20 protein-coding genes, 1 tRNA gene and 1 pseudogene are annotated in these 22,720 nt (G+C 52.1%); 11 read left to right on the plus strand and 11 right to left on the minus strand.

Features of this window, described 5'->3' with window-relative positions; all coding sequences use genetic code 11:
• Window positions 1-6 precede the first annotated feature (6 nt).
• From Pla144_RS09050 to Pla144_RS09060, 3 genes are all read right to left on the minus strand, one after another.
• Window positions 7-1,005 carry a 3'(2'),5'-bisphosphate nucleotidase gene (locus tag Pla144_RS09050; protein ID WP_146450261.1) on the minus strand — a complete coding sequence of 333 codons (999 nt, stop codon included), beginning with the start codon at window positions 1,003-1,005 and terminating at the stop codon, window positions 7-9.
• 73 nt (window positions 1,006-1,078) lie between these two features.
• Window positions 1,079-1,149, minus strand: a tRNA-Gln gene (locus Pla144_RS09055).
• A gap of 167 nt (window positions 1,150-1,316) precedes the next feature.
• Window positions 1,317-2,045, minus strand: a complete 729-nt coding sequence (locus Pla144_RS09060; RefSeq protein WP_146450263.1) for a redox-sensing transcriptional repressor Rex — start codon at window positions 2,043-2,045, stop codon at window positions 1,317-1,319.
• 299 nt (window positions 2,046-2,344) lie between these two features.
• Here Pla144_RS09060 and Pla144_RS09065 point away from each other — a divergent pair, with 299 nt between their 5' ends.
• Entirely contained in the window at window positions 2,345-4,009 is a 1,665-nt protein-coding gene (locus tag Pla144_RS09065; RefSeq protein ID WP_231936250.1) for a hypothetical protein, read from the plus strand.
• An 863-nt stretch (window positions 4,010-4,872) separates the two neighbouring features.
• Window positions 4,873-5,316 (plus strand): hypothetical protein, encoded by a 444-nt coding sequence (locus Pla144_RS09070; protein ID WP_146450266.1) that lies wholly within the window; start codon window positions 4,873-4,875, stop codon window positions 5,314-5,316.
• A gap of 1,175 nt (window positions 5,317-6,491) precedes the next feature.
• Here the strand turns inward: Pla144_RS09070 and istB (Pla144_RS09075) are convergent.
• Both istB (Pla144_RS09075) and istA (Pla144_RS09080) read right to left on the minus strand, forming a co-directional pair.
• Window positions 6,492-7,274 carry an IS21-like element helper ATPase IstB gene (gene istB / locus Pla144_RS09075; RefSeq protein ID WP_146450269.1) on the minus strand — a complete coding sequence of 261 codons (783 nt, stop codon included), beginning with the start codon at window positions 7,272-7,274 and terminating at the stop codon, window positions 6,492-6,494.
• Window positions 7,271-8,761 (minus strand): IS21 family transposase, encoded by a 1,491-nt coding sequence (gene istA, locus Pla144_RS09080; protein WP_146450271.1) that lies wholly within the window; start codon window positions 8,759-8,761, stop codon window positions 7,271-7,273. Before istA (Pla144_RS09080) ends, istB (Pla144_RS09075) begins: the two co-directional genes overlap by 4 nt.
• 195 nt (window positions 8,762-8,956) lie before the next feature.
• On the opposite strand from istA (Pla144_RS09080), the gene Pla144_RS09085 reads away from it, so the two are divergent.
• On the plus strand, window positions 8,957-9,706 hold the full coding sequence (locus Pla144_RS09085; RefSeq protein WP_146450274.1) for a WD40 repeat domain-containing protein: 750 nt from the start codon (window positions 8,957-8,959) through the stop codon (window positions 9,704-9,706).
• A gap of 425 nt (window positions 9,707-10,131) precedes the next feature.
• Here Pla144_RS09085 and Pla144_RS09090 read toward each other — a convergent pair whose 3' ends face one another.
• Window positions 10,132-10,689, minus strand: a complete 558-nt coding sequence (locus tag Pla144_RS09090; protein ID WP_197530519.1) for a PEP-CTERM sorting domain-containing protein — start codon at window positions 10,687-10,689, stop codon at window positions 10,132-10,134.
• Between the two features lie 198 nt (window positions 10,690-10,887).
• Between Pla144_RS09090 and Pla144_RS09095 the strand changes: the two genes are divergently transcribed.
• Window positions 10,888-11,256: a hypothetical protein gene (locus Pla144_RS09095; RefSeq protein ID WP_146450279.1), complete on the plus strand. Its 369-nt coding sequence runs from the start codon at window positions 10,888-10,890 to the stop codon at window positions 11,254-11,256.
• Window positions 11,257-11,303: 47 nt separating this feature from the next.
• On the opposite strand, the gene Pla144_RS24520 is transcribed toward Pla144_RS09095, so the two are convergent.
• Together Pla144_RS24520 and Pla144_RS24525 are read right to left on the minus strand one after the other, a co-directional pair.
• The gene (locus tag Pla144_RS24520) at window positions 11,304-11,453 is read right to left on the minus strand and encodes a hypothetical protein (RefSeq protein WP_197530520.1); all 150 of its coding nucleotides are present in this window, start codon (window positions 11,451-11,453) and stop codon (window positions 11,304-11,306) included.
• Window positions 11,454-12,449: 996 nt separating this feature from the next.
• On the minus strand, window positions 12,450-12,599 hold the full coding sequence (locus tag Pla144_RS24525) for a hypothetical protein (RefSeq protein WP_197530521.1): 150 nt from the start codon (window positions 12,597-12,599) through the stop codon (window positions 12,450-12,452).
• A 223-nt stretch (window positions 12,600-12,822) separates the two neighbouring features.
• On the opposite strand from Pla144_RS24525, the gene Pla144_RS09100 reads away from it, so the two are divergent.
• The 7 genes from Pla144_RS09100 (at window position 12,823) to istB (Pla144_RS09130) (ending at window position 19,286) form a co-directional block, all read left to right on the plus strand.
• Window positions 12,823-13,323 carry a CBS domain-containing protein gene (locus Pla144_RS09100; protein ID WP_146450281.1) on the plus strand — a complete coding sequence of 167 codons (501 nt, stop codon included), beginning with the start codon at window positions 12,823-12,825 and terminating at the stop codon, window positions 13,321-13,323.
• A 181-nt stretch (window positions 13,324-13,504) separates the two neighbouring features.
• The gene (locus tag Pla144_RS09105; RefSeq protein WP_146450289.1) at window positions 13,505-13,708 is read left to right on the plus strand and encodes a hypothetical protein; all 204 of its coding nucleotides are present in this window, start codon (window positions 13,505-13,507) and stop codon (window positions 13,706-13,708) included.
• Between the two features lie 163 nt (window positions 13,709-13,871).
• On the plus strand, window positions 13,872-14,531 hold the full coding sequence (locus Pla144_RS09110) for a hypothetical protein (protein WP_146450291.1): 660 nt from the start codon (window positions 13,872-13,874) through the stop codon (window positions 14,529-14,531).
• A gap of 285 nt (window positions 14,532-14,816) precedes the next feature.
• A complete protein-coding gene (locus Pla144_RS09115) occupies window positions 14,817-15,263 on the plus strand; it encodes an ion channel (protein ID WP_146450294.1) in 447 nt (148 codons plus the stop codon).
• Between the two features lie 530 nt (window positions 15,264-15,793).
• On the plus strand, window positions 15,794-16,774 hold the full coding sequence (locus Pla144_RS09120) for a leucine-rich repeat domain-containing protein (RefSeq protein WP_146450296.1): 981 nt from the start codon (window positions 15,794-15,796) through the stop codon (window positions 16,772-16,774).
• A gap of 242 nt (window positions 16,775-17,016) precedes the next feature.
• Window positions 17,017-18,507: an IS21 family transposase gene (gene istA, locus Pla144_RS09125; protein WP_146450299.1), complete on the plus strand. Its 1,491-nt coding sequence runs from the start codon at window positions 17,017-17,019 to the stop codon at window positions 18,505-18,507.
• The gene (gene istB, locus Pla144_RS09130; RefSeq protein WP_146450269.1) at window positions 18,504-19,286 is read left to right on the plus strand and encodes an IS21-like element helper ATPase IstB; all 783 of its coding nucleotides are present in this window, start codon (window positions 18,504-18,506) and stop codon (window positions 19,284-19,286) included. The genes istA (Pla144_RS09125) and istB (Pla144_RS09130) overlap by 4 nt, the downstream gene beginning before the upstream one ends.
• An 82-nt stretch (window positions 19,287-19,368) precedes the next feature.
• Here istB (Pla144_RS09130) and Pla144_RS25515 read toward each other — a convergent pair.
• The 3 genes and pseudogenes from Pla144_RS25515 to Pla144_RS09145 all read right to left on the minus strand — a co-directional run.
• Window positions 19,369-19,515, minus strand: a pseudogene (locus Pla144_RS25515) (ISAzo13-like element ISMae28 family transposase); the annotation flags it as partial.
• Window positions 19,516-19,800: 285 nt separating this feature from the next.
• Entirely contained in the window at window positions 19,801-21,183 is a 1,383-nt protein-coding gene (locus Pla144_RS09140) for a sulfatase family protein (protein WP_146450302.1), read from the minus strand.
• A 337-nt stretch (window positions 21,184-21,520) separates the two neighbouring features.
• On the minus strand, window positions 21,521-22,711 hold the full coding sequence (locus tag Pla144_RS09145) for an alpha-hydroxy acid oxidase (protein WP_146450304.1): 1,191 nt from the start codon (window positions 22,709-22,711) through the stop codon (window positions 21,521-21,523).
• Between the last annotated feature and the right edge of the window lie 9 nt (window positions 22,712-22,720).

Genomic DNA, 22,720 nt, shown 5'->3' on the forward strand with positions numbered 1-22,720 from the left:
GTTCTATCAAGCTCCGATAGTTTTGAGGCCAGCAAGCACGGCTTCATGCAGGTGTCCATTTGTGGCCAGCACCCCTCGATTCGTAGCCAATATTCTCCCGTGAGAGAAATCCAGTGGCTTGCCGTCGAGGTCGGAGACCCGACCACCCGCTTCCTGCACGCAGATCGAGCCAGCCGCCTGATCCCAGATTTTTTCTCGGTACTCAAGTCGCGAAGGTGACAAGAGACGCAAGTTGATCTCGCCTCCGCCTGCTGCGAGCACCGCGTATTTCGCTTGGCTGTCCATTCCCACCGGATCGGCCAATATTCCCAAAGCGGTGACCAACTCGCCAATTCCTCCCGTATCTGTATGAGCCTTCTCCACGCTGCGAAGCATGCGGGCCGCGGAGATATCGCTTTCGTCAGAGACGGCGAGTTTCTTCCAGTCGGAGTTCTCATCGGCCAGGGAACTGGCAAAGCAACCACTTTCGCGGCGAGACACGACCACAGTTCCAAGACCGCCCTTATTAGGCGTAATGCCTTCCCCCAGCTCGGGACATCCCAGCGCACCGACTCGTACCTGTCCGTCGCGGATAAATGCCAAAGCCACAGCATATTGATCGCCCCGCAAGAATCCTTTCGTGCCATCGACGGGGTCAAGCGTCCAGAACTCTTCGGTGGCCTCCCCTGCACCACGGTCTATCCACGCACAGACCTCTTCAGGAGTTGCGGTAGGCTCCACTCGGCGGACGAAATGTGTGATCTGTTCGAGTGTTTCCTGTCCGGCTGGAGTGCGCAACACTTCAGAGCTTTCTTCCCCAACAAATCCCATTTCGGGGAATGCTTCTAACAACCGCTTGGAAACGATAGCCTGGGCAGCAAAGTCCGCAACGGTCACAGGAGACTTGTCGTCCTTGCTAATTGCGGCAGTGACCAACTCTCGCTGGACCTGCCTAACAAGCTGAGCCGCTTCGCGCACGGCTTGGATCGCAAACCGGACCTTGGAACAATCAATAGGAGAATTCATGAATCGAAGACTTCTGAAAACCGTAACGCCCAGAGATTGCAGTCCCTGGGCGTTACGTTAACTGAGCTGAAAACTACCCCGCCAGGACTCGAACCTGGAATGAGGGAATCAAAATCCCTAGTGTTACCATTACACTACGGGGCATCGCTTACTGAGCCGTCTAGCCCAGCCTAATCCGTAAATCTACGGCAAACAGGCAATTATCGAAAGGGGGACCGATTGAATGCACAATACCCAAGGCTCAATGACCAATGGATTTGTTCTTGTAGCCTAAAAATTGGACTTTAGGCCGTGAGAATTCGACATTTGCCTCAATCGGGATTTGCAAGCTTATTCGCCACCGTAAAAGTGACTTGTTCCAACTCACGTGCAAGATCGACTCCGACCATACTCACACCTTCTGGGACTTTCAGGGTCACCGGGGCGAAGTTTACGATTCCACTGACTCCCGACTTGACAAGTTCATCCGTCACTTCCTGGGCATCCACGGCAGGCACGGCGACCATCCCCAGTTCGATTTGCTTTTCAAGGAGCACTTCTCCCAGGCGACTGAGGTGGCAAACCTCAACCCCTTCGATGCGAGTTCCTACCTTCTCCTCATCGGTATCAAACGCAACGACGAGGCGGAATCCCTGTTGGGCAAATCCTCGATAGCCTAGCAAGGCTCGTCCCAGGTTTCCGACGCCTACCAGAGCTACCTGCCATTCGCGGTCTGTCCCCAAGATCTTGCGAATCGCAGTGATAAGCTCGTCACACCGATAGCCGATCCCTGGATGGCCAAAATGGCCAAAGTGGGCCAGGTCTTTGCGAACCTGGGCATCTGTGAAACCCAGCCGCCGGCCAAGTTGGCTGCTGCTGGTCGTCTCTTTGCCATCGGCAATTAGATGCTGAAGCTCCCTCAAATAGAGACTTAGTCGGCTAACGACTGCACCGGGAATGGAGTTGGGATTAGGCCGGAATGTGGAACTATCGTCAGACAAGATCACAACCAAATGCGTGAGATGTAAGGATCCAAGTGGAACAGGTCGAGTGACACCCATCCAGGCATCGTAATTGGCAGTTCCACTCTAACCACAATCCTTTCCACCTAGCAAGCCGGAATCACTCGATCATCAATCAAGCCAATGAGTTACGTGCACATTCGGCGGCACGTAATGGTTCTAGAAGTAGGCCGAAAGGGCAATCCCGCAAAGTCGATACCAGCGGTGCTTCTCATACCACTCGAATTGTCAATTGCGACCTTTTGGGTCCGGCAAAATGCAACATTGCGTTTGTATCGATTAAGGATGGCAGGCTGACTTCACTGAGTAGTGAAAATGCAACATCTGGCTAAGGAGGGATGTCTGAAGATACCGAAATCATCAATGGACGGGAACTATCCCATTTTGACCAAACCATCTATTTTTCCAAACCAGTAGTGAAGGAGACGAACATCATGAGAGCCAAGTCGGTCGTGCAGGCTCTTGCTGCCATCGCTTTAGCTTTGCTGCCTTCGGCGGCATGGGCGGGGTACTGCGGAGTTGCACGCTACAACGGATGCACACCGTGTTGCTATCAGCAACACTGTCACACCGTAATGAAAACGGTGAGGTGTGTTGAATGGCACAAGCAGCAAGTCACTTGCTGCAAAACTGTTTACGATCGAGTGTGCGAAGATCGGGTCATCAACTGCACCCGCTACGTTCACGAACAACGTCAGAAAGAAGTTTGTTACACCGTCTGCAAGCCCGTCTGGGAAACCAAGACCCGTTGCTACACCGTGTGCAAGCCTGTTTGGGAAACCAAGACCCGCAACGTCTGCTACACCACGTATCACCCGGTGTGGGAAACCAAACAACGCTGCTACACTGTCTGCAAACCTGTCTGGGAAACCAAGACCCGCAATGTTTGCTACACCACGTACCACCCTGTTTGGGAAACCAAGCAACGTTGCTACACCGTGTGCAAGCCTGTGTGGGAAACCAAACAACGGTGCTATACCGTGTGCAAGCCTGTGTGGGAAACTCGCACTCGTGAAGTTCCCTACACGACTTACAAGACGGTTTGGGAAACTCGCGAGCGGAACTACACCGTATGCAAGCCCGTTTGGGAAACCCGCGAGCGAGAAGAAACCTATTATGTCCGCGTAGCTGTACCCTACACCAAAACCATCCAGGTCCGCGGTGGTCACTGGGAAACCGAAACCTATCAGATTCCCGGCAAGACCTGTACCAAGACGGTTCGCGAGCCAGGCACCTTTACCTACGATCCGTGCAAGTGCCGATGCGTGTATTGCCCCGGTCCTTGCAAGACCCTTTGCTGCCAGTGTCCTCCGAAGACCTGCTGCAAGAAGGTCTGGGTTCCTGAATGCCACACCAAGGAAATCTGCTGCACCAAGTATGTTTGCGAACCACGCACTCGCACCTGCTGCTATAAGGTTTGCCGAATGGTGCCAGAGACCCGCACTTGCTGCTACAAGGTCTGCCGCCAGGTTGCTTGCCAGCACACTCGCACCTGCTGCTACAAAGTGTGCCACATGGTTCCTGAGACCAAGACCTGCTGCTACAAGGTCTGCCACATGGTTCCTGAGACCAAGACTTGCTGCTACAAAGTGTGCCGCATGGTACCTAAGCAGTGCACCAAGACCTGCTGCTACAAGGTCTGCCACATGGTACCCGAGACCAAGACCTGCTGCTATAAGGTTTGCCGCATGGTACCTAAGCAGTGCACCAAGACCTGCTGCTATAAGGTCTGCCACATGGTCCCCGAGACCAAGACCTGCTGCTACAAGGTTTGCCGCATGGTACCTGAGCAGCGGACCAAGACCGTGTGCTACAGCGTATGTGTCCCCGTTTGCGAGCAGAAGACCATCAAGGTCACCCGCTGCGTTCCTCGCCAGGTGCCGTACACGGTTTGCCGTTGCGTGCCTCGCGTAGTTTGCAAGCAGGTCCCCGTATGTGTCCGCTGTCCGGCCCCTCGCTGCCACTGCAGCGACCCGTCATGTGGAGCACCATGCTGCGATTAAGTAGATGTTAGATAGTTTCCTTCAAAAAGAAACTTAGATTTGGTCAATCAACCGACTGGCCCGGCAATCCGCAAGGAATGCCGGGCCAGTTTTTTTGTGCGGAGCTTTCGTTAGCCGCAACTCGCAGCAAGCCGGTTAGCCGCAACTCGCGGCAAGCTGGTTAGCGCGACCCGCAGCAAAGCTGGTTAGCCGCGACCCGTCCGCCGAGTGGAGCTCAACAGAGGGGAGCGAGTTAGACCCGTTGCCCCCCCCAATCCAGGCACGAATACACGAACTGCCAATCTCAAAACCCTCCCTCCAGGAGGGTCGGACGCGGTAGCGGCCGGGGAGGGATTAGAGTTGAGATATCGATTACTTTTCCTGCAGCCCCAAAAACCTTATTACACGAAAACAATCGACTCGATACACCCTGAAATACCTGCTAGAAAGGCAAATAATAGCTCGAAAAGCGGTGGATACGTGTAATTAGGTACATTATTACACGTTACTTGTCCAGAGAAAAAGAACCTCTCCGTGAGCCTAAGGAGATGAAATCGAGATATCTTAGGCTGTTCCGTTTACAGCGTCGGTTTGGCACACCGCCGCGTCCTGGCCTGTGCCGTATCTAGCGGCGGACTCTCAGAACGGTGGGTTACTTGCATCGGTGGAACTGAAGGCCAGTAGACTTGGGCATCGCTAAGATGCGGAGCCAGGTGAATGACGATCTAAGGCCCTGCCTTTCTGGATGGGTGGGAACACTGATTTCGATTCAAGCTCTCGATTCTGGAGAGATGGATACTTTCTTATTTCTAGCGGGAGCTTAAACTGGCGAAGTGCAGCTTCTGCTGGCAGTGAGTCCTGCGAACTTTCGAGGGATAAATCTCATGCAACAATATTTCGTCTTACTTCTCATTCTGACGGGTTCTGTCGGCGGTGCGTTTATCGTGCACCGGTTGCTATCAAGATTCAAGAATCAGCGGGACACTGATTGGCAGCGTGAGATTGGTTGGAAGGGGTGGCTCGCTTCAATCTGTCTTGGCGTCATCGTTGTATCGATTTGGACAAACGTCGCAGACAAACTTGTGCAGCCCCTTCGAGGGAAAATGACAGCAGCTCCGTTAAAGGTCGGACTAGGGGCAGTGTATGAGAATTACACGTTCCCGGTGTTGTGCGCGTCTGGTCTGATGGCATTTCTGGCCATCGCCTCACAGTTGCTACCCAGCCCCGACGGACAGTGGAAGTTCATTCACGGGACGCGTCGGGTAGTGGCCATCCTGAGCTGGATAATGGCGTTGTTTTATTTCGTTGCTTCTCTGCTTCCTCAGTGATGCCACTATTCCGCAATCTGTCTTTTAGATGACTATTTGCAACCCTAATCAATTGCTCAAACGTCGGTATGTCGGCAGTTCCAGGATAGACCTCAAAGGTTGTGCTCATAAGCTCGACGTCATACGGAATCTAAGGTCAGGAAACTCCGTCACATTGAGAACCTCTACGCGGGCTACTCGAAAGGCAAATTCTATAGGCTGTAGTGAGTCAAATCAATCAAAACGCCGTCACCGCTTCGACGCGGCGGCTTTATCGACCGCCGCTAGAAAACCGTCCGATAACTGGCGATTATGTTCGTTCCAAAGCGGGTAGCACTGACACTTCGTCCGCAGATAGGCCAGCAACCTGGTTTCGCGCGATTCGGACACGTGTCGGTGTGCGGAGCACAAGAGACTTTACGACCCGGAAGCTCCTCTAGTCGTGAACGACACCGACACTCGACTGAAATACCTAGCCAGCGGGCTATCCCACTCGCAGTCGAGTGTCGCTGCCACCAAAAAGGCGGCGAACAGAAGAGGTCGGGAGCGATTTTTGAGAATGCCCCCCCCGCAATCCATTTGACCTTTCCCCAATTCCCCACGCTCTCTCGTGGGGACACAAGTCCTACCGCTCCGCGGTGATGTCTGCCAATGCGACGAGGAGCATTGGTGCGAGGTGGTTTCCTACTCGCCTGCCCAGTCTCGCGCCTCGAAACTCGTAACCCGCGCCTCTCTTCCGGCTCTCGACTTTTTCTCTGGCCCAAAAAACTTAGTAGCTAATAGCCACCCACTTTCAGATAATGGGCCTCGCCAACCATTAGGCAGGAGGATTGCAAAGTCGAAAACTTAGCCAATCAAAAAATGGCCACAGAGAACATAGAGATCTCAGAGCACAGAAAACAAGGAATTCTCTGTGCTCTCGGTGGCTATGCTATCTCTGGGTTTTCTGACTCTGCAGTTTTCCTGAACCGTTAGGCACGATCTTTGACATCCTGATTCCTGGGTCAACTGGGGGACCGTACCCCCTAGGAATGGATGTTCCCCTCGGTCCTGTCATCGCATTTAGCAGACCCTTATAAAGGTCTGTGGCGCAAAATGGCCGCAATGTGAATAGCGTTTGAAAAGTGCGGCGCTTGGCGGTCGAAAAGTACAGCGCTAGGTAGTTGTGGGGATTGTAACATACCTTCCCGCTTAGGTCACGATTGCTCCTTGGTCTTCTTTCGACGTCTTCGCTGGGCGTCCTTGAGTCGATAACTTTCGCCAGTGGTTTCGATGATTTGGCAGCGATGCGTAAGCCGATCGAGGGCGGCCCCCGTGAGTCGCTCACTGCCAAGCACTTCGGTCCAATTCTCGAATGGCAGGTTTGTGGTGACAATAAGACTCTGCCGCTCGTAGGCAGTGCCGATGATGTCGAACAGTAGCTCGGCTCCCACCTTGCTAGCCGGCACATACCCCAGTTCATCCAGGATGAGCAGGTGTTGCTTGGCCAATTGACTGCGTAGTCTCAAGAGCAGTTTCTCATCCCGAGCCTCAATGAGAGTGGTGATCAGCTCGGTCACCCGGAAGAAGCGAACCTTCTTGCCCGCCAGGCAAGCAGCCATTCCCAGCGCTGTGGCCAAGTGAGTCTTTCCGGTGCCGCTAGCGCCGACCAAGATCAGGTTCTCTTGTTTCTCAAGATACTCTCCCTTGATCAGCTCCAGCACCAACGGCTTGTTCACCGAAGGTTGGGCGGTAAAGTCGAACTCATCGAGCGTCTTGTGGGCTGAGAACTTCGCACTCTTGAGGCGACGCTCAGCAGCGCGTCGTTCTCGCTCCACCAGCTCCAACTCGCACAGCGATAGCAGGAACGCCAAGTGATCGAGATTCTCACCAGCACAGCGAGCGGCCACCTTCTCACACTCCCCATGCATGGTGGGCAGTTTTAGCTGCTTGAGGTGATGCTTTACCAATACGGTCGATTTCGTTTCGGTCTTGCTCATGATGCGTCCTCCGTAAGCAGTGTCTGATAAGCAGAAACGTTCGTTTCGGTCACGGCTACCATCTTCAGGTGAGGACGACCTGCAAGCGAAAACAGTCCCACGGGCGACTCGCGTCGATGCTCAAGGATGACACGAATGCTATCGGCATCGTGGATGCCAATGTCGAGGGCGTACTCGATGGCCTCGGTCAACTCCTGGACCGAAGTAGATTCCAACAGCCTGAGAGTGCGAATGTACTCACGGGTTCCCAGGCCCTCGGGCTCGGTCTCCATCCGCCTTCGCAAGACTATAAAGCAGGTAGGAAGATCCCACTGCTCCATTGGCTTGGCATGGTCCAGCCCTCCGGGCTTTCGTTCCAAGAGCGCGAGGTAATGCACTGGGTCAAAGACGTGTTTTTCTCGACCCCAGTGTCGTGAATGCCTAGCGATTAGCTCTCCCTGAAACGTCAAGCGAACTTCATCAACACTCGCCACGATGGTGATCTGCCGATGAGCGTATTTTACAGGAACGGAATATCGGTTCGTATCAAACTGGACCAGCGACAGCGAGTTAGCACTCGCCCCGGTGACCCTTCTGGCGTCAAACGCTTGCCGAGGCAAGTCTAGCATCTTAGCGAGTTCTTCTCGGAGAAGTTCTCGCTTGCTCGCCGATTTACCACGTAAGGTGCGGTCCAGATCGACGCGGCAGCGTCGCTCTAGTTCCTCGTTCAGTTCGGTGAGCGTATTCACCTTGGGAATCGGTACTAGCAAATTGCGTCTGCAATAGCCCACCAAGTTCTCGACGTGCCCCTTCTCATTGGCTCGACGAACCAAACAGAAATGAGATTCGAACAGGTAGTGACTCTTGAGTCTCAAGAACTCACTGGTCAGCTCACGCTGACGACTGCCGGTGATCTTCGTCACAGCAATTTTTAGATTGTCGTAGCTGATCCGTGTCGGTACGCCACCGAAGAATTCAAACGCTCGCTTGTGACCTTCTTGAAATGATTCGGTACATTCGCGCGGAAACGCCTGCAGGTAAAAGGCGTCACTGTAAGGCAAGGTGATCACCAGCAAGGCAACTTGTTCACGCTCGCCTGCCAAATCCACGTAGGCATAGCCGAAATCAACTTGAGCTTGTCCCGGTGGATGAGACAAAGGTAGAAAGACTTCCTGGGTTGTTCGCTTCCATTCACGCACCGCAATGCGAACACTGGTGTACCCACCGGGGTAACCATGCTCATCGCGCAGACGATGAAAGATGCGTGTGGCTGTGTGGCGTTGCTTCTTCGGCGCCTGCTTATCCGAGGTGAGAATCTCGTAGATGATGGGCAGAAACGGTTCTAGCACCGGCTTGCTTCGTGGCTTGCACTGCCGATAGCCGGGCGGCTCGTCATGCGTGAGCATCTTCGACAGCGTATGCCAGCTGATGTCATATTCGCGGCAAGCCGCGCGCTTACTCAACTCGCCGGTGAGTACCCGGCGACGAACTTCGGTCCATTGTTCCATGTCAGCGTACACTCCTGCGCCTTTCTGAGAATCTGGAGAAGATAAGGGCTAAAGCCCGTATCTTCCCAAATTCAAAGAACTGCACATCTGTGCGCTGCAAATTTCAGTTGCCAAATCACCCCGCCAAGCGCCGCACTTTTCGAACGCTATTCACAGAATGGCTCTCAAGACATAAAAGACCGCCGCAGGTTCAATGTGGCCTACCTTGAAAGCCCCGACGGGAAACTGGTTTGCATACACACCGTTGATTTACGCGACGGCTTGGTACGAATCCGAAGCCTTGAGACCGGCCTTGACGTAGCAGAATTACCCCACGAAGGTTCGGGACGCAAAGTATCACTCGTTGCTTGGTCTGGTGACTCACAGCGATTGGCGACATTCGCCACGGATGGCAACGTAAATCGCGTCTGGCGAGTGTCTGACCAGTCGCTCCTCTGTCGCACTCCGTTGCCTTCCACCCAGAATTCTTCAAAGTGGCTGGCACTCAATAGCGACGGCAGCAAATTGTTCTCCTGCTCCGAACCATATGAAACCGTTCTCACCTTGATCAGAGTCTCTAGTGGTGAAATTGATCGAAGCGTGCAACTGGATTGGGAGTCTAGCGTCTTATTGAGTCCGGACAATCAACATTTGGCGGTGGTGACTGCTCATCAACTGCTACTGCTCAATACTGAAACTCTGGAAAAGGTCCACGAATCAAAGATTCCTGGCCGCCTTGAGGCCTTAGCTTTCCGCCGCGATGGTGCAGAGTTGGCAGCCACCTGGATGATCCCGAACGAAATGATGGGCAGCCAAGCGGGCGTGAAGGTATGGGATGTGAATTCCAAGTCGATCGTGCTTGATGCGAGTATTGGACCTTGGAGTACCGCCAAGTGGTTGGGATACTGCCCAGACGGCCGATTATTGGCTGGAAACCTTCTGTTCGCCCCACTGCAGGTCAAATAGCTCACACGCATATGATGGGAAGCTGGCTTTCCACATTCAACTGACTGAATACAGGTCAATCACACTTGGCTACAGTGCAATGAATGTACAGTCTCCGGTCAATGGCCGAGGCGTGGATAATCCGTCCAGGAATACGACGTTGAGCGTCACATATCCCACTTGTTGTACGAAGTGGGATTCCAAAAAGCCAATATTTTCCTCTTTGGCTGTTTTCCAACTTAAGCTGGCGACGGTGTGCACATCCTCCGTCAGAAACCGCCTACCGATAAGTTCCGCGGCTTATCGACCGCCGCTACTTGTGAGTTCCACTCCTAGGCAGCGAGGGAAGTTGAGCCAAGAAGAAATCGCCCGGTACGAACGAAGTTGCACCGGGCGGGTGTAGATAGACGTCATTACCAATAATTCTGCCGTCTTATCATTCGATTTCAGCTACGCCGCCGACCCATTGCGACCACACCGACTAACCCTGCGGCTAGTAATACAAAGGTAGCCGGCTCCGGCACGAAATTTGATGTCTTGCTGTTCGTGAGGTTTGGTCCGGAAACTTCCACCGCCGCAGCGGAGGCGTTAAACAGGTTAGCTCCGAGGTCTGAAAGAGAAGGCAGATCGCCAGGATTGAATGTACCAGTCACAAGGTCGACTGCGGTGCCAACACCAACATTTAAAGTCGGAGTTGCAAGATCGTCGCCGTTGACAATCTCAAATCCCATGCCTACACCAATAGCGAAGGATTGTTGCACCTCGAAAACTGTGTTGGACACGAGAAAGTCTCCTGTGAAGTTCGCAGGCGAAATTTTGAAGGTAATTCCAGCCAAGCCGAAGTTGCCTGCCAGAGCAGAGACCGTCCAATTGCCTCCGGAATTCACGTCGCCTGGATCGCTGTACTGAAGATCCAGATTGACGTTTAGAGTGGTAGCTTTGGAATACGGCGTCAAACAGAAGACGCACAAAACTACGCCAACAAACACGAGAGATCTATTCATCTTCATTAGAACGACTCCTCAATAGTTAAAAGGCGGATATGTCCCAAATGGACTGGTCCTGAAAACGCTCCAGCAACCATTCAGCCGTACATGCTAATAGCACTCTCTATTCCTTTCCACTACGTCTGGCTTTTTTTTGATATTTTCGATTCATTCTTGACGAGAAGATGGAGTCTGTTGGAGCGTGAAACTTGCCATATGTCCGTCGGCTTTATTGACCGCCCGCTAGAAACGCATCCTGGGTTTGTGCCACTTGCCCACCTGGGCATCGCGAAGATGCGGATGGAAAACTATGATTTAACGCACCGATCAGGCGTACACGTAAAAATACCTTTCGAGCACAACACTAACGCTATGAACGAAGGTCCTAAGCGAACGGTTCACGGAGGCTGTATCGGTGGTTTGGTGGGTGGCTTTATCGGCTATCTGGCGGGGTTCGTCATCTTTTGTCTCATCCTTTTTCCGGAAAGCAACCTGTGCGGACTTGGGGCCGTGTTCATCACTGGACCTGCCGGAGTCATCGTTGGGATCCTCACTGGCAAACTTCTGGCACGCAGGATTCGCTAAAGATAGTCCTCGTGTTCGTAGACATCACAAAGGTGCAAAGCCATCGATCAAAGAAATACTCGCACCACTATATTCCCAACCAGCACCACCACGAAGCCACCAAAGTACGTCACAAATGCGGTTGTCTTGTATCGGTAGGGCAGGTCTCCCCAGTTGCCACCCTGAACGCGGTTGAGGACGATCCCGGCCAAGAGCATTAGCACGCCGATGTTGGAGTCCCTAGAGGCGTGAACCTAGCGATGACTTAGGTCGTCTACTTCTTGGGAGGAAGGTCCGTTGTTTTTGGATCAAGGCCAAGGCGATTCAAGCCAAATAGGATGTCGATCTTCTTGGAAATTATGATGAGCAAACCTCAGTCTGAACCCAGGTCGGTTGAAAAGAACTTCGACACCAAGGAAGTAGTCTTTTACGTCAAGCCGAATTCAACAGACGATGCGTCTCTCATGGAGTTATCCAAAAAGATCGTCAAGCAGATGCGTAAGTCCCACAATGAGTGGCTAGCTCGACAAAAACAGCCGCCGCCGAGTTGATTGAGTCCCGCTAAATAGGCTAGGCGAGACTTTGCATCGACGTGGTCTTTTGGCTCGATTGTGGTTGATGCCCAATTGGTCGATCAATTTAATCACTCCTGCCACTCGACGACAGCATTCAATACATAACCATTTAGCATGTCGAGAGGGCAACTTGCCTCTAACTACCACGGTCCCCAAATTGGCCATTGTCTGGATGCCTTCGCATCCTGGAACATGACGATGATAGAGGTAGTTCGCGATACGGCTTTCAAGACTCACATCGTTCGCAGTACGGTAGGATTCGACCCTCAAACTTCCCTGTAACGTGTCCATTTTGATCTCCTTCATGTAGATCATTCCGCACGAATAAGCTACCTATGCATCATCAGGAATTTATTGACTGCTGAGGCAGGAAGGTAGGTGATGCAGGAGAACTCTGCCGAGAGAAACTGTCAAGTGACTTCGCCCCTCAAGGCCGAGCAATCTGCTCAACAAGACGGCTGTTCCACAGCTTGGCATAATTCATGAGGAATATGTCGGTGGTAAACCGCCACTGATTTCTTATCGTCTATTCTCTGATGAGATTATCAATAGAAACAGACGAACCAAAAAGTTGAGTTTCTAGCCAGCTAAGACAGCTTACGTCACTGAGGCCTAAACTGCGATCCAAGTATATTTCGGCTACAGCATTTTCTCTCGTTCTTCCGCGATGAACTTGTGTAGGACAGTTTCACCTGCAATCTGCTGGGTCCGCATCCTTGCCACTTTGCTGGCGGTCCCTCCCCAGGCAGCTGCCACCTTGTCGAGCGGCCGTGGCTGTCGCATAATCATGGACTGAAACACCGTTGGCTAATTTGCTTTACGCTTGTAGTTCCCTCGTAACAAACATCGGTGACAGATATCCAGCAAGTGGATTCGCCACAGAAAACCACATGAGATATCGAGTCACCTGGTGGCTTCGATTGTCTCGACCAATAGACGGCGGGAGCGACTCGCTCGAATCCACTCGCAGTAGATTTGGCCCTACAGAACTTTTGATAATAGGATTATTACGATGGGTGAGAAAACCTTTGCCACACTGACTGCAGGCGATATTATGCAGCGTGATATCATCACCATTTCTCCCAGCAACACTCTGCGGGACGCAATGAGTCTGCTCACCGAGAACCACGTCACAGGGCTGCCCGTGGTGGACCAGCACTCACGTTGCATAGGTCTCATCTCGGCCACTGATATTCTTAATTTCGAGCAAGAACACTGTGAGGAGAGTGAAGAGGGCAACTCTGAAGAAGCCCGTTACTACGACCCAGAGAGGGAGCGGTGGGAAAGCATCCGTCTGTCCTCGTTCGCCTTAGAGGAGATCGGCCACGTGCGGGTTGAAGAAGTCATGGCGAGTAGTCTGCTCTGGGTCGAGCGAGCAACCCCGGTACGGGAGGTCGCAGCAAAGATGTGCAAGGCTGGGGTTCACCGGATCCTAGTCCTCGACGAAGGGGGCCAATTATACGGCATAATTTCGGCAGTCGATTTCGTGCGGCTGGTCGCTGGGGATACTTAATAAATACAAAGTAGATGATGGGAAGCGACTGCCGTGAGAGATAGTAGTGGCAAGAATCCTTGGCTGATCAATTCCCTTTGAGGTACACCAATGTACATCTTGTAGGTCGAGTTCCCGAGGCGTTATAACCGCCCTCCCACAGATTTCCTTTACGCCGCGGTCTTCGAAGTCAGGAGGAATAATGATGACCGACTCTTCCTATCGGCCTATTCAACCCCCCAAGTACCTGCCCGGCCAGCGTTCGCTGTTCCCAGAGGATCTAGAGTTCGAAATCGATTCCGGCACAGAGCTATTTTACACGGGGAAAGATTTGCCCGGTGCCAAGGAGACAAGCCAGGTGATTCTGTGGGACGTAGACTCGACTACTACTGCAAGAGAAGCTTAAGCCTAGCGACCTTTTTTGTAGCAGTAGTGGTATTAACATTCGCATCTCTCATGATGAAGGAGTCGACAAGCCACATCTAGTCGGTCTTTATTCATGCATAAAGGAGGAACTGTTCATGAACCACTTTCGCAACAATTCATTTTCAGCTTTGGTGATTCTCGCCATGAAGCTTCTGATATGCTGCTCCTCGAATGCAGAAGAAGCTCTCAGTCCTGAACTCGACACGATAGAGGTAGAAAAACTTTCCATCTTAGCACCGAGATCTGTGGAAAGAATGGTTCTCCCAATTCGACAGGTGACATTCTATCGAACGGCTGTGGATCTTAGACACCAAACTCTCCCTCCTTGGGAACAAGGAAACGAATTGAGGATAAGCTTTACTAAAGCTGCGGAGGTCGACTCTGTGGAAGAACGTGCCGAATGGAGAATTGTTAACATGCATGCTGAGAACTTTGATCTAATCACCGATGCCCTGAAGATGGACGCAGTCGAAGTTGTTGTCCTGAACAATCGGAAGGCCTATGGATCGTACCGGAGCGTGGACAATGGGTGGGTTCAAAAACCACTAGTTTATGATGTTGGCTATGCAATAGTTTCAGACGCACGGATTCCGTCAAAATGGTTTCTCACGGAGCCGCCAGGTGATATGGACGAAGAGGCTCGAAAGGTTCTGGTAGCAACCTTCCCCAAATCTTTCAGAAAGCTCAAAAAACCTGAAACAAAGTCTGAGAAGGAAACTGAGTTCATCCTATCACATGGCAATGATCCCTGGCCCGAACTAACAATTCCCGGATACACTTTGTATCCTGCTGAATCGCAATAGATTTGGCTATGGCTTCCTAACTATCGGTGAACCATATCATTCGGGTAGCACCCTCAGAAGATTTCGCTCGTTTCGGGGAGCATGAATTCTAGCCACGACCCCGCTCTCTGAGCGTAATGTACGGAGCCCGCTATACTAATCTATGACGATTGCAGACTTGCGATAAGAATAGACGCCGTGCCCCAGTTTCACACGCATTGTGATACGCAACTACATTAGGTCAATAAGTTGCGTCCGATGCAGACCTAGAATTCGCTTGGTTTTTGATTATCGCGAAAGAAAAGCATGACAATCATTGTTATTCTTATTCTCTGCGGACTGGTCATTATGTCAGTCGCTATCCATCTTTCTGTCTTACGTTTTCTGATCCACTTCGTTCGCCGCATGCGATTTTTCCCAATTCTCGGTATGGGGATTTCCATGTTCGCCGCGATCTTAGGACATCTTTTCGAAATCTGGATATTTTCACTGGCAATAATGCAGATGTGCAATGACAAGCGATTCGGCAGTTTCGCCAATGAGGTTCAACTCACGAAGAGCGATTATTTCTATTACTCTTCACTTTCCTATACCTCTCTTGGATTCGGGGACATTGCTCCTGAGGGTGCATTGCGTGCACTTGCTGCTGTAGAGGCCATCACGGGACTGGTACTGATTGCCTGGACTGCCTCCTTTGCATTCTTGGCAATGCAAGAGTTGTGGGCAACTAAGTCACACGAGCCTCAGCTTTAGAGCATAAAACCATCCTCATCTCATTAGGAAGCCTACTCAGTTACAAAACCAAAACTTACTCGAAACAAAGGAGGCTTAAGATGGTCACTTCTGATGGAGGAAAGCTAAAGAAACTGGTAGAGTTCGTCCACGGTAGAACTTACATCAGCGGTGAGCAAATCAAAAAACTTCAAAGAGCTCTACCCAATTGCCAAATTGACAGTACTTACTGCTACTGCCCAGAGTAGCGTAGGTTGCTCCCGCAAAACCACAGCAGGCACTCTCCAATGACGCCCGATGTGCAACCACTCAATACCGAGACCACACCAACTCGACGTCGCTGGTTTCGCTTCAGCGTGCGGAGCCTCCTAATATTCATCACGCTGGCGGCCTGTCCCCTTGGCTGGATAGCCAAACAACGGAGCCAGTCGAATTTCGAGCACCAGATTGGAAAGAAGCTCGAAGAGCAAGGGTTATCTGTTTTTTATCTGGGGCCTTACGATTCGTGGAGGCTGGACTCGGAGCACAAACCACAAGGTTGGTGGCGTGACTTGGCACACGAGGTCCTCGGAGGGAGGATTTCCGTTGTAAATGATAATATTGTCCACTGGGTAGATCTTCCCCATGGTCATGGTCAGCAGGGAAAACGAGATACTTCTGAGTGCGACCTCAGTCCAATAGCTGGACTAAAAAACTTGTTGTTTCTTAGTATACAGCACAGGTACGTAAATGACCTGACACCTCTTGCCGAGCTCAATAATCTAGAAAGGCTCTGGCTCACAAACACTTCTGTTAGCGACGTCTCTCCCATTGCTGGCCTGAAGAACTTGGAACTGCTGGAACTTAGAAATAAGGACTTAAGAGATCTGACTCCACTTGGGGGACTCAAGAACCTGAAATGGTTGACGCTTTCGAGTACTTCTATTAGCGACTTGACTCCACTTGCTAGGCTCAAGAAGTTGGAGACGCTGGACCTTCTTGGAGGTGAGTCTGTCACCGACATGACTCCACTATCTGGCCTAAAGAATCTGAAGAGTCTCTCCCTTTCGTGTACGTCTGCCAGCGACCTGACGCCGCTTGCGGAACAAACGGATTTGCAACATTTATGCCTTTGGGAAACGCCCGTCAGTGACCTGACGCCACTTGCTGGGCTGCACAATTTGGAATCCTTAAAACTGTGTTTTTCACCCGTCCATGACCTGACCCCGATAGCTGGGCTGACGAATTTGAAAAAGTTAGAAATTAATGACTTGCCGACCCGCGACCTCACGCCGCTTGCTGAACTCAATAGCCTGGAAAATCTTCGGCTCACTAACACATCAGTCAATGACATCGCATCGCTTGCTGGTCTGGCGAAATTAAAATACTTGAGTCTTTATGGCTCGCCGATCCGCGATCTCACTTCGATAGGGGAACTCAAGGGCCTTAAAGAGCTTTCCCTGCAAAAAATTTCTTATACTTTAGAACAAGCCAAATCACTGAAGAAAGCACTTCCGAATTGCAGGTTTTCAGCGTATGGGATGACAGATTAGCTTAGTCGTCAACGCTGCGATCGCGATACTCGCTAAGCAGAACTGCCGCGTGGTCCTAAGCATGGGGTGGCAGTTTTTTCGACGGCCTGTGAATAGCGTTCGAAAAGTGCGGCGCTTGGCGGGGTGATTTGGCAACTGAAATTTGCAGCGCACAGATGTGCAGTTCTTTGAATTTGGGAAGATACGGGCTTTAGCCCTTATCTTCTCCAGATTCTCAGAAAGGCGCAGGAGTGTACGCTGACATGGAACAATGGACCGAAGTTCGTCGCCGGGTACTCACCGGCGAGTTGAGTAAGCGCGCGGCTTGCCGCGAATATGACATCAGCTGGCATACGCTGTCGAAGATGCTCACGCATGACGAGCCGCCCGGCTATCGGCAGTGCAAGCCACGAAGCAAGCCGGTGCTAGAACCGTTTCTGCCCATCATCTACGAGATTCTCACCTCGGATAAGCAGGCGCCGAAGAAGCAACGCCACACAGCCACACGCATCTTTCATCGTCTGCGCGATGAGCATGGTTACCCCGGTGGGTACACCAGTGTTCGCATTGCGGTGCGTGAATGGAAGCGAACAACCCAGGAAGTCTTTCTACCTTTGTCTCATCCACCGGGACAAGCTCAAGTTGATTTCGGCTATGCCTACGTGGATTTGGCAGGCGAGCGTGAACAAGTTGCCTTGCTGGTGATCACCTTGCCTTACAGTGACGCCTTTTACCTGCAGGCGTTTCCGCGCGAATGTACCGAATCATTTCAAGAAGGTCACAAGCGAGCGTTTGAATTCTTCGGTGGCGTACCGACACGGATCAGCTACGACAATCTAAAAATTGCTGTGACGAAGATCACCGGCAGTCGTCAGCGTGAGCTGACCAGTGAGTTCTTGAGACTCAAGAGTCACTACCTGTTCGAATCTCATTTCTGTTTGGTTCGTCGAGCCAATGAGAAGGGGCACGTCGAGAACTTGGTGGGCTATTGCAGACGCAATTTTCTAGTACCGATTCCCAAGGCGAATACGCTCACCGAACTGAACGAGGAACTAGAGCGACGCTGCCGCGTCGATCTGGACCGCACCTTACGTGGTAAATCGGCGAGCAAGCGAGAACTTCTCCGAGAAGAACTCGCTAAGATGCTAGACTTGCCTCGGCAAGCGTTTGACGCCAGAAGGGTCACCGGGGCGAGTGCTAACTCGCTGTCGCTGGTCCAGTTTGATACGAACCGATATTCCGTTCCTGTAAAATACGCTCATCGGCAGATCACCATCGTGGCGAGTGTTGATGAAGTTCGCTTGACGTTTCAGGGAGAGCTAATCGCTAGGCATTCACGACACTGGGGTCGAGAAAAACACGTCTTTGACCCAGTGCATTACCTCGCGCTCTTGGAACGAAAGCCCGGAGGGCTGGACCATGCCAAGCCAATGGAGCAGTGGGATCTTCCTACCTGCTTTATAGTCTTGCGAAGGCGGATGGAGACCGAGCCCGAGGGCCTGGGAACCCGTGAGTACATTCGCACTCTCAGGCTGTTGGAATCTACTTCGGTCCAGGAGTTGACCGAGGCCATCGAGTACGCCCTCGACATTGGCATCCACGATGCCGATAGCATTCGTGTCATCCTTGAGCATCGACGCGAGTCGCCCGTGGGACTGTTTTCGCTTGCAGGTCGTCCTCACCTGAAGATGGTAGCCGTGACCGAAACGAACGTTTCTGCTTATCAGACACTGCTTACGGAGGACGCATCATGAGCAAGACCGAAACGAAATCGACCGTATTGGTAAAGCATCACCTCAAGCAGCTAAAACTGCCCACCATGCATGGGGAGTGTGAGAAGGTGGCCGCTCGCTGTGCTGGTGAGAATCTCGATCACTTGGCGTTCCTGCTATCGCTGTGCGAGTTGGAGCTGGTGGAGCGAGAACGACGCGCTGCTGAGCGTCGCCTCAAGAGTGCGAAGTTCTCAGCCCACAAGACGCTCGATGAGTTCGACTTTACCGCCCAACCTTCGGTGAACAAGCCGTTGGTGCTGGAGCTGATCAAGGGAGAGTATCTTGAGAAACAAGAGAACCTGATCTTGGTCGGCGCTAGCGGCACCGGAAAGACTCACTTGGCCACAGCGCTGGGAATGGCTGCTTGCCTGGCGGGCAAGAAGGTTCGCTTCTTCCGGGTGACCGAGCTGATCACCACTCTCATTGAGGCTCGGGATGAGAAACTGCTCTTGAGACTACGCAGTCAATTGGCCAAGCAACACCTGCTCATCCTGGATGAACTGGGGTATGTGCCGGCTAGCAAGGTGGGAGCCGAGCTACTGTTCGACATCATCGGCACTGCCTACGAGCGGCAGAGTCTTATTGTCACCACAAACCTGCCATTCGAGAATTGGACCGAAGTGCTTGGCAGTGAGCGACTCACGGGGGCCGCCCTCGATCGGCTTACGCATCGCTGCCAAATCATCGAAACCACTGGCGAAAGTTATCGACTCAAGGACGCCCAGCGAAGACGTCGAAAGAAGACCAAGGAGCAATCGTGACCTAAGCGGGAAGGTATGTTACAATCCCCACAACTACCTAGCGCTGTACTTTTCGACCGCCAAGCGCCGCACTTTTCAAACGCTATTCACAGTCCACAAAATTGACAATGGGTACCACGCCACGCCATTTCATGGTGCTGGACCATTTCAGCACAGTTTCGGCCGACGAGAGTAAGGCACCGTTCCAGTGATTCTCCAGCACGCCACAGCAAAGCTCGATTAAATTGTACTTACTGTGGTACCGGTCACCAGTTGACCGCTAGGTAGGGAAGGGAAATGCGCTCGCGCGCTGTGATGAAAACCTCTTGTTTTCAATGCTCTTTACGCATTCGCGCGTAGGCCTTCCTCGTGTCATGCATTTGAGAAGTTCGAAGACCGTCCCGATCGCGCGGCAGCTACCGAAAGGGACTCGAACTCAGCAAGTCCTTTGCCAATAACGACTTCTGAAATGCGCTCGCACGCGTATTGTTACGGAGAGGGTCTTTTACGGGGAGGGCTTTTGCTCAGGATCGCGTTATTTGGGTGCGATCGCATCTACTTTGCGGTCTGTCACCGGGTACCACTCGGTTAGCAGTCCGCGCAGCTCCTTCACTAACTCGGGTTTCTGAGATGCCAGATTGACAGTTTCCTTTGGGTCGGCCTGCAAATCAAATAACTGCGGCTCGCCGCTTTGGGGTGGAAACTTTAACTTCCCCGGTTGGCCATCGTAAGTGAGCAGAAGCTTGTCGTAACCGCGTATCACCCAACGATAGAGGAGTGACGCTTGTGGGTTTTCAATATCGGCAATATCATGTGCAAACGATTCACCAAAGATTACATTTCGCTTGATCGGAGTTCCTTCTTGCAAACTGGGCAGCAGATTGAGCCCTGGCAAATTGTGCGGGATCTCTGCCTCTACCGCCGCCAAAATAGTTGGGACGATATCAATGCTGCTGCAAAGTTCATGCCGCTCGTCCGGCTTCAATTTGTCTGGCCATCGAAACATGATTGGCGTTCTCGTGCCCCCCTCGTACGGGCTAAGTTTGGAACGTTCGGCAAAGCCCCCGCTGTCTGGGTTTGGTATCCAACCATTGTCAGTGACATATATCACCAGTGTATTATCCGCGATTCCCATTTCATCTAGCTGATCGAGTAGCTCCCCACAGGTTTCATCGAACCAATCACACATCGCGTAATAGGCCGCAATCGATTTCGGTCGACCCTCCTTCCTGTACTTCGCCAGGATTCGCTCGGGCGGATCATGTGGCTCGTGTGGCAAGAACGGTGCATACCATAGAAAGAATGGCTTGCCAGCCGCTGTCGCGGTCTCGATGAAATCATAAACTGGCTGCATTCCTTCGCGGCCAATCTTTAGGCCAGCGTCGCCGTGTCGTCCGCCTCGTTCGGGAAAACCACGCGTCATCCCGTGCGTGAATCCGCCACGGCCGTAACTACCCTCCCACCATTTTCCGCACTGAAAGCTAAGGTATCCCTTCTCGGCTAACATCTGCGGGACCGTAGGATGCTTGTCGATGTTTGCAATCAACATCTCACGGGCATCAGTCCCTGTTCGCTCAGCGTGCGCGCGGTTCGCGGCGGTGGGAGCGGGGTCGTTGCCAGTAATCCCGTGTTGATGTGCATAAAGTCCAGTCACCAGCGTCATCAGTGACGGCCGACACAGGGCAGTAGGCACGTACCCGCGACGAAACGTCACACTTTCCCGCGCGAGCTTATCCAGATTGGGCGACTCTATGGCCTCATGCCCCATGAATCCGTAGTCGGTCCAGGATTGATCGTCAGATAATATCAAGACAATATTGGGTGGCGCTTCTGCAGCAGTCACTTTAGTCGTTGGAACTAGGGGCGGGAGCAACGCAATGAGCGTTACGAATACGGCTCTGATTTTATTCGGTTTCATGTTTTTCTTTTCCTTGTAAGCAAGTTGCAATTAAAAATCACAGAATCTGGAGTTGTCTTGAAAATGGCGAAAACTAGTCACGGAACAGATGCGAGTTAATTAGTACGTTGTTCGGTGGCGATGCCAGAACACACCAAGTCACGGAAGAATCCAGAACGTTAGACAAGATCGCCTGGCAGTGCGTGAAGAATGTGTATTCCATAGACAATTCAACCAGTCTAAAGGAACTAAGGCAGTCTGAGTTCTCATTTTTTCTTAGGCGGGATGATTGGGACGAGCCAGGAAATAACTGACTACTTTGTTGTTAACCATCTCGTTCAAACAGGCCATTGTCTTCTCATCTGTTGCTCATGGTGCTCCCAGCCGACCCAGTTATTTCGGATCGGACAAGAAAAGCGGGGAAGTCCTCTGTTCTCTCGCAGCAAATTTGTTCCATCACCTGCTGTAACTGGAGTTTTAGGATTGCGATCGTATGGTCACCACCACGGTTGCCTAGGGCAGCCGTTCCGTACATGAACGCTCGTCCCATGAAGGTGAATTTTGCTCCACAAGCCATAGTGCGAGCGATGTCCGGCCCAGACCTCAGCCCGCTGTCCATCATCACGGTGATTTGATCACCGAAACTCTCTGCAATCGAAGCAAGCGGTTTGATGGCTGATTGCCCAGCATCCAATTGTCGTCCGCCATGGTTGGATACGATAATGCCGTCGAGCCCCAAGCGAATTGCTCGGTCGGCATCCGCCTCACTGGCAACGCCCTTGAGCACCAATTTGCCGGGCCACATGTCTCGAATCGGTTTGATTCGTTCTTCGTTCAAACGTCCCGAGAACGTCTTGTTCATGAACGCTCCAAGTTGTTTCAGGTTAAGGCCTGCTGGCATGTAAGGACGAAGCGTCTCAAAATTAGGCTGGCCATGAAGGAGTGTATGAATGGCCCAGTTGGGTTTACCACAAATCTGAAGAATGTTCTGGACCGACATTTTCGGAGGCATTGCCAAACCATTGCGAATGTCGCGTGGCCGATAGCCGAATGTTGGTACGTCGCAAAGGATGACTAGAACGGGACAGCCAGCTGCTTCGGCTCGTCTAATGATGTCGTCGCGGACGCTTTCCTCGGCGGGATGATACAGCTGAAACCAAGCTTGCCCCTCGGTTATTTCGGAAATTGTTTCGATACTTGCAGTGGACACTGTGCTAAGAACAAATGGCACGTTGTGCTTAAATGCTGCGCGAGCAAGTATCTCGGGAGATTTTGGCCACATCAATCCCTGCAAGCCAACCGGTGCGATTCCAAATGGTGCAGAGTAAGTATGGCCGAACAGCTTCGTTCGCATGTCACTGCCACGATGCTCGGCCAGATACTGCGGTATCAATTCGACATCGCGAATATCTGCAGTGTTGCGATGTAGATTCACATCCTCGTTGCACCCGCCATCGAGATACTCGAACGCAAATCGAGGAATTCGCCGTCGCGCTCGTTCACGCAGGTCATCAACACTCGGATACCGTGTGTCGTATTCTAGTTCCACCGTGTTTAT

Origin of the sequence: Bythopirellula polymerisocia, from assembly GCF_007860015.1 — a bacterium.
In the GTDB taxonomy this organism is placed as follows: domain Bacteria; phylum Planctomycetota; class Planctomycetia; order Pirellulales; family Lacipirellulaceae; genus Bythopirellula; species Bythopirellula polymerisocia.